Source organism: Facivitalis istanbulensis (assembly GCF_040560405.1).
Lineage (GTDB): Bacteria > Pseudomonadota > Alphaproteobacteria > Sphingomonadales > Sphingomonadaceae > Sphingomonas > Sphingomonas istanbulensis.
The window spans coordinates 123,672-130,062 of record NZ_JAVSCQ010000008.1; the positions used below are offsets into that span (position 1 = coordinate 123,672).

A 6,391-nucleotide genomic window follows, 5' to 3' on the forward strand; every position below is an offset into this window, starting at 1 on the left:
ACGTTCAGAACGCACAAGGCGTGGCAGAACGTGCGTCCGCCGATAAGGATGGCCCCATGCCCGCTATTGTTCGATCGCCCCGCCACCTGGTCCCGCGCCTGATCGCCGCCTTTCTGGGACTGATCGTCCTGATAGCGGTCGCGCTGCTCTATTCGGGCAGCTATTTCTCACGCGACCCGATCACCCGCTATCCGGCGCGGGGCACGCCGCAGCCGATCCTGGTCCTGTCCTTTTCGGGCGACATGGGCCTGCGCTACGGCATGAGCGGGGTCGTCGCCGACGGATTGAGCGCGGCGGGGATCGAGGTCGCCGGCGTCAACTCGCCCGTCCTGTTCCGGTTGCGCCGCACGCGGATTCAGATCGACGCGCTGATCACCGGCATGGTCCGCCGCGCCGTCGAGGAGGCGGGCGACCGGCGGCTGGTCCTGCTCGGCCAGTCCTATGGCTCGGACCTGTTGCAGACGGGGCTGGCGCACCTGCCCGCCGATCTGCGCCGCCGGGTCGCCGGGATCATTCTGGTCGTGCCGGGCGATACCGTGTTCTTCCGGTCCGACCCCTCGGGCATCGCCTATCAACGGCGCCCCGATGCGATGGGCATCAAGACCGCCCGGACGCTGACCTGGGCGCCCCTCACCTGCATCTATGGCATGGCCGAGAAGGACAGCCTGTGCCCGCTGCTCAAGGGCGGCCCGGCCCGGCTGATCGCCATGCCGGGCGGCCATTATCTCGACCATGACGACCCCGCGCTGGTCGCCCGGATCCTGGCCACCGTCCGCGCCGATGCCGCCACCGCCCGGAAGAGCTGAAACCCGGCACCATCATCCCGGCCGATGCCGGCATCGGCCGGGATGATTCACCAACAACTGATCCGTCCCCGCAATCGCCCCGGCATCGGCCGGGGCGACGGGGTTCGTCGTCATTCGACGCCGATCAGGCCACCGACTCGATCGGAGCCTTTTCGCCATGGCGGGTACGCCAGGTGGCGACGCATTGCTGGGTATAGGGTTTGGCCAGCACGGTCGACACCGTCATGAAGCGGGCGGTGGCGGTGTCGCGCGTCAAGGTCAGGTGGATATACCCCTTGCCCTCCTGATCGCAGAAGCGGACCACCTTCGGATTGGCCGCCGCGATCTCATGCCCGATGCCGGGCATCAGGTCGCCCCAGGACGGGCTGGTGATCGATGTCCCGCCAAACTCGGCCGCGACCCAATTGCCCTTGGCATCATACAGGTCGTTGGCCCAGGCGGCATGGCTGTCGCCCGACACCACGACGGGCTGGCTGCCCGCCCGCGCGAACGCGGCATAAAGGCGCTCGCGCTCGGCCGGATAGCCGTCCCAGCTGTCGAAGTTGAGCGGCAGGCCCGCCCGGTAGGAGGCCTGGGCCTGCGCGAGCAGAGGACGCAATTCCGCGGGGATGTTCGCCATCATCGCGGCATAGCGCGGGGCCCCCATCTGCTTCTCAAGATCGGGCCCGTCGATCCGCGCCATCACCACCTGGTTGCCGATCACCTGCCACGGCCGTCCGGCCTTGACCGAATCGCTGAGCGTCTTTTCCACCCAGCCGAGTTGCCCCGACCCCAGCAGCGTCCGGTCGGGCCGCGCGCGTTCCGCCATCATCGCGGCATATTCCGACGGCGCGGGAACCTCGTTCTTGGCATGCACCTGCTGCGACCGCGCCAGCAGCCGCGATTCCAGCATCACCAACGTCGCCAGGTCGCCGAAATCGAAGCTGCGATAAATCGCTTCCCAGGGCTGGCCGGGGCGCGGGTCGCGGATCGGCATCCATTCGAAATAGGCCTGCATCGCGGCCGCCTTGCGCTTGCCCCAATCGCCCTCGGTCGCGGACTGGTGGTTTTCCGCGCCACCGATCCAGTCGTCATTGGCGACCTCGTGATCGTCCCACACGCAGATGAAGGCGGCGCGGGCGTGCGCGGCCTGCATATCGGGATCACGCTTCACCTGGGCATGACGCTGACGATAATCGGTCAGCGACACGATTTCGTGACGCGGTTCGGGCAGGCGGTTCAACTGGTGCCCCGTCTTCGCCCCATAGCCGTCCGCGCCATATTCGTAGATATAGTCGCCCAGATGCACCACCGCGTCGAGCCGGTCGCTCCTGGCGATCGCGTCATAGGCGTTGAACAGCCCGCCCGGATAGAGCTGGCACGAAACCACCGCGAGAACGAGATCCTCGATCCGCCCGCGCGGCAGGGTGCGGAACCGGCCTTCGGGAGAGCGCTGCCCGGCCGCCGTCTCGAACCAATAGCGATAGTCGCGCCCCGGTTGCAGGCCGGTCACCTCGGTCTTGGCGGTGAAGTCGCGCGCCGCCCGCGCGCTGACCCGGCCACTGCGCAGGCCGACCGCATCGCCGCCATCCAGCGGAGCGACATGCCAGGTCAGCATGAAATCAGCGGCCTCGTCCGCCGCGGCCGGGGTCACGCGGGTCCACAGCACGGCGCCATCGGGCGCGGGATCGCCGCTGGCGACACCGTGATCGAAGCGAATGGCGGGCGCGGCGGCCTCGACCATGCCGGTCGGCACGGCCAGCGCGGCCCCGCTGCCCATCAGGGTCATGGCACGGCGTCGGTTCATCATCGTCATCAGGATCGTCCTTTCGGAGCGAGCGGCTAAGCCCTCTCCAAGACAGAGCGATGGCGGCGAGATGACCGTTTGGCGACACACTTCGGTCATCGTCATAAAAACGCAATCACGACGACACCATCCGGTAATCCGCACGGCCTAATCGCCCGCAACACATATTTGAAACGGGGGAATTTCATGACTTCGATCGCGCGTCGCCTGACCATGGCGATGCTTTTGACGGGTCTGTCGCAGGCGGCCTTCATCCAGTCGGCCCATGCGCAGGCGATGATCCAGCCACAGAGCGACCCGCGCGACGCCGATGACAATGCCGACGTCATCGTCACCGCGCAGAAGCGCGAGCAGCGGATCGAGGACGTCCCCGTCACCGTCACGGCGATCACCGGCGACCGCATGGCCAATCTGGGCGTCAACTCGCTGTCCGAGGTCGCGCAATATATCCCCGGCCTGCAGATCCAGGAGCAGAGCGCCAACAACCCCGGCTTCGTGATCCGCGGCATCACCTCGGACTCCGGCTCGGCGCAGCAGGGCGCACGCGTCACCCTCTATTATAACGGCATCGACATCAGCCGCACGCGCGGCGCCTATCAGGACCTGTTCGATATCGAGCGGATCGAGGTGGTGAAGGGGCCGCAGGCGACGCTGTTCGGCACCGCCGCCGCCGTCGGCGCGATCAGCATCATCTCGGCCAAGCCCCATGCCGGGACCGAGGGCGGGATCACCGCCTCCTATGGCAATTTCAACCGGACGCAGGTGTCGGGCTATCTGAACGGCGGCACCGACACGCTGGCGGGCCGGATCGCCTTCGCCTATAAATATCGCGATGGCTATGTCCGCAACATCGCGGGCGATCCCAACACCCCCAACCAGAATCAGGGCGGCGTCCGTCAGGACGACCTGAACGGCCAGGACCAGCGCGGCGTGCGCGGTTCGGTGCGCTGGACCCCCAATTCGTCGCTCACTGCCGATCTGGTGCTGACCTATGACGGTCAGCGCAACCCGGGCACCGCGTTCAAGAGCCGCGCCTTCGCCCCCACGGGCGGATGGAATGGCGACTATGGCTATGCCGAACTGTCGGGTTCGCCCTTGTCCGCCGAGGTGCTGGGCAAGCGCAAGCTGGGCCTGACCCGCAACGTCTATGACGCGAACCTGACCGTGCAGGTCGATGTCGCGCCGGGCATCACCTTCACGACGGTCAACGGCTATCGCCGGTTCGACTCGCTCGAAATCTTCGACGCCGATGGCGGCCCGGCCTGGTATCTGGAATTCGCAGAGGATGCCAAGAGCGACCAGTGGAGCCATGAAAGCCGTTTCGCCTTTGACGGCGACCATTATCGCGCTTCGTTCGGCTGGAACGCCTTTTTTGAGAATGGCGAGCAGCGCGTGCCCTTCTCGACCGAGGAAGGCACCTATCTCGCCTGCTCGATCACGCCCGGCTTCGCCTCGGTCCGCCAGATCCTGAACGGCGCCGGCGTTTCGACCGGCACCAATTGCGTCCTGCCCAACGGCACGGTCTCGGGCGCGCGGGCGACCGGCATCCTGACGCGTGGCGCGGCAACCGTGCTGCCCTACAGCGCCAGCTTCACCAATTACGGGCGCAACAACACCTATTCGGTGTTCGCCGACGCGACCTGGATCCCGGTTCCCGCGCTGGAACTGACCGCGGGCGCCCGCGTGCTGATCGAGGATCGTCATTCGGGCTATAGCTCGGTCATGCCGGACAGCCGCCTGCTGGCGGGTGCGGGCATCTTCACCAGCCTGCTCGGCGGCGCCAACACCAAGGGCGAGCGTTTCGACGCGCAGCGCAGCTTCGCCGCCATCCTGCCGCGCTTCAACGCGCTGTTCCGGCTGAGCCATGACGTGAACGTCTATGCCACGGTCAGCAAGGGCCGCCGCTCGCCGGTGGTGCAGCTCGACGCGCAGCGGATCGTCCCGCTGACCGTCGCCAATTCGGGGGCCATTCCCCGGCTTCAGATCGTGCCCGAGGAGAATGTCTGGAACTACGAAGCGGGCATCAAGGGGCGGGTCGGCCCGTTCACCGGCGCGGCTTCGGTCTTCTACCAGCGCTATAAGGGCTTCCAGGTCAGCGTCTTCGAAAACGGGGCGTCGCTGACCCGCAGCGCCGGTTCGGCCAACAATGTCGGCGTCGAACTGGAGGGCAACTGGGCGGTTCAACGCTGGCTCAGCCTGTTCGCCACCTTCGCCTATATCGATGGCGGTATCGGCAATGACGCGTCCAACGGCGTGTTCGCGGGCAACCGTTTCCGGCTTCAGCCCGATACGACCGCCTCGGGCGGTGCGACGTTGCGCATCCCCGTTGGATCGTCGGCGACCTTCTACGCCACGCCCAGCGCCAACTATCGCTCCAAGGTGTTCTTCGAACTGCCCAACCGCGATGCGATCTCGCAGGGCGGCTACACGCTGGTCAACCTGCGTGCCGGGTTCGAGTTCGGCGACCATGGCCGGTTCACTGTCGGCGGCTTTGCGCGCAACCTGACCAACAAGCGCTATCTGATCGATGCGGGCAATACGGGCGGCAGCTTCGGCGCGCCGACCTATATTGCGGGCGAGCCGCGCTTCTATGGCGTGGAACTGGGCGCACGCTTCTGATGCGGTCCGGGAACGGGGGCGATCGACTCGCCTCCCGTTCCCGGTCGTTCGGTACTTAACCGCTTCCTAACCCTGGCGCGCCTATAGCCCATCCCGAAACCGGGTGGGGTACGACGATCGTGCGGCAGTGGATGGTGTTGATCGCGGCGCTGGCGGGAGTGACCTCCTGCACCCCCACGCTGCGCGCGCCCGTCCACCTGTCGCTCGACATACCGCCGCCGACCGCAAAGACGCTGCTGCGCCAGCTCGCGCTCGATCTGCCCGAGGCGGAGCTGCCTGCCACCATCGCCACCGACACGCCGATCGAGATGGCCGCCGCCCCGGCCTTTTCCGGCGCGGCCCGCACTACCCAGGACGCCGAACGCGCGGCCGAATGCCTGACCGCCGCCGTCTATTACGAAGCCCGCTCCGAACCGATCGACGGCCAGCGCGCGGTGGCGCAAGTGGTGCTGAACCGCGTTCGCGACCGGGCCTTTCCGAAGAGCATCTGCGGCGTCGTCTATCAGGGGTCCGAACGTTCGAGCGGCTGCCAGTTCAGCTTCACCTGCGACGGATCGATGCTGCAACCCCGCGATCCCGTCGCATGGGCCCGCGCCGCCGCGGTCGCACAAGGAGCACTGGCCGGGCTGGTCTATGCGCCAGTGGGCGCGGCGACCTTCTACCATGCCAATTACGTGCTGCCTTGGTGGGCCTCCAGCCTCAACCGGATCGGCGCGGTGGGCAGTCACATCTTCTATCGCTGGCGCGGCGCGCTGGAGCGGGACCTGTCCTTCCGCCAGCGCTATGCCGGGGTCGAGCCCGCCATCCCCGTCCGTATCGCCGCCGCCGTCACCGACGCGCTCACCGCGCCGCTGGCGGAGGCGATGCACGGCGTGACGATCCATCGCGGCGAGCAAGGCCGCAGCGTCGCGGCGGCGGTACCGATCAGCGCGCCGGTCTCGACCGCGGGCGTCCGCATCCACCGCAACGGCATCGCACACGACGCCGCCGAGGGTGCGACCGCCGCCGCGATCATCGGCGAGGAACATGATCCGGGCTGATCGGAACGTGCGATAGTGTCCTGATCGAGAAGTTCAGTGTATCATTTTCGCGTTTGATGCGGAGGTGAGAGATGGCGGGTCGAGGTCGTGTGGCTGCGGTGTCGATATCGTTGACGGATGCGGAGCGACAGGAGCTGGAA

General features: G+C 67.1%; 4 protein-coding genes. 3 read left to right on the plus strand and 1 reads right to left on the minus strand.

Annotated elements, in window-relative coordinates:
• The first annotated feature begins 56 nt into the window (after positions 1-56).
• The gene (locus tag RN629_RS07555; RefSeq protein ID WP_407034655.1) at positions 57-806 is read left to right on the plus strand and encodes an AcvB/VirJ family lysyl-phosphatidylglycerol hydrolase; all 750 of its coding nucleotides are present in this window, start codon (positions 57-59) and stop codon (positions 804-806) included.
• Between the two features lie 124 nt (positions 807-930).
• Here RN629_RS07555 and RN629_RS07560 read toward each other — a convergent pair whose 3' ends face one another.
• On the minus strand, positions 931-2,601 hold the full coding sequence (locus RN629_RS07560) for an alkaline phosphatase D family protein (protein WP_407034656.1): 1,671 nt from the start codon (positions 2,599-2,601) through the stop codon (positions 931-933).
• A 177-nt stretch (positions 2,602-2,778) separates the two neighbouring features.
• Between RN629_RS07560 and RN629_RS07565 the strand changes: the two genes are divergently transcribed.
• The gene (locus RN629_RS07565) at positions 2,779-5,211 is read left to right on the plus strand and encodes a TonB-dependent receptor (protein WP_407034657.1); all 2,433 of its coding nucleotides are present in this window, start codon (positions 2,779-2,781) and stop codon (positions 5,209-5,211) included.
• A 119-nt stretch (positions 5,212-5,330) separates the two neighbouring features.
• Entirely contained in the window at positions 5,331-6,251 is a 921-nt protein-coding gene (locus RN629_RS07570; protein WP_407034658.1) for a cell wall hydrolase, read from the plus strand.
• Positions 6,252-6,391: the final 140 nt, after the last annotated feature.

What these genes read in the sequence shown, in the direction of transcription:
- RN629_RS07555 (WP_407034655.1), top strand. Translation starts at nt 57, where the DNA reads ATGCCCGCTATTGTTCGATCGCCCCGCCACCTGGTCCCGCGCCTGATC.
- RN629_RS07560 (WP_407034656.1), bottom strand. Translation starts at nt 2,601, where the DNA reads ATGACGATGATGAACCGACGCCGTGCCATGACCCTGATGGGCAGCGGG.
- RN629_RS07565 (WP_407034657.1), top strand. Translation starts at nt 2,779, where the DNA reads ATGACTTCGATCGCGCGTCGCCTGACCATGGCGATGCTTTTGACGGGT.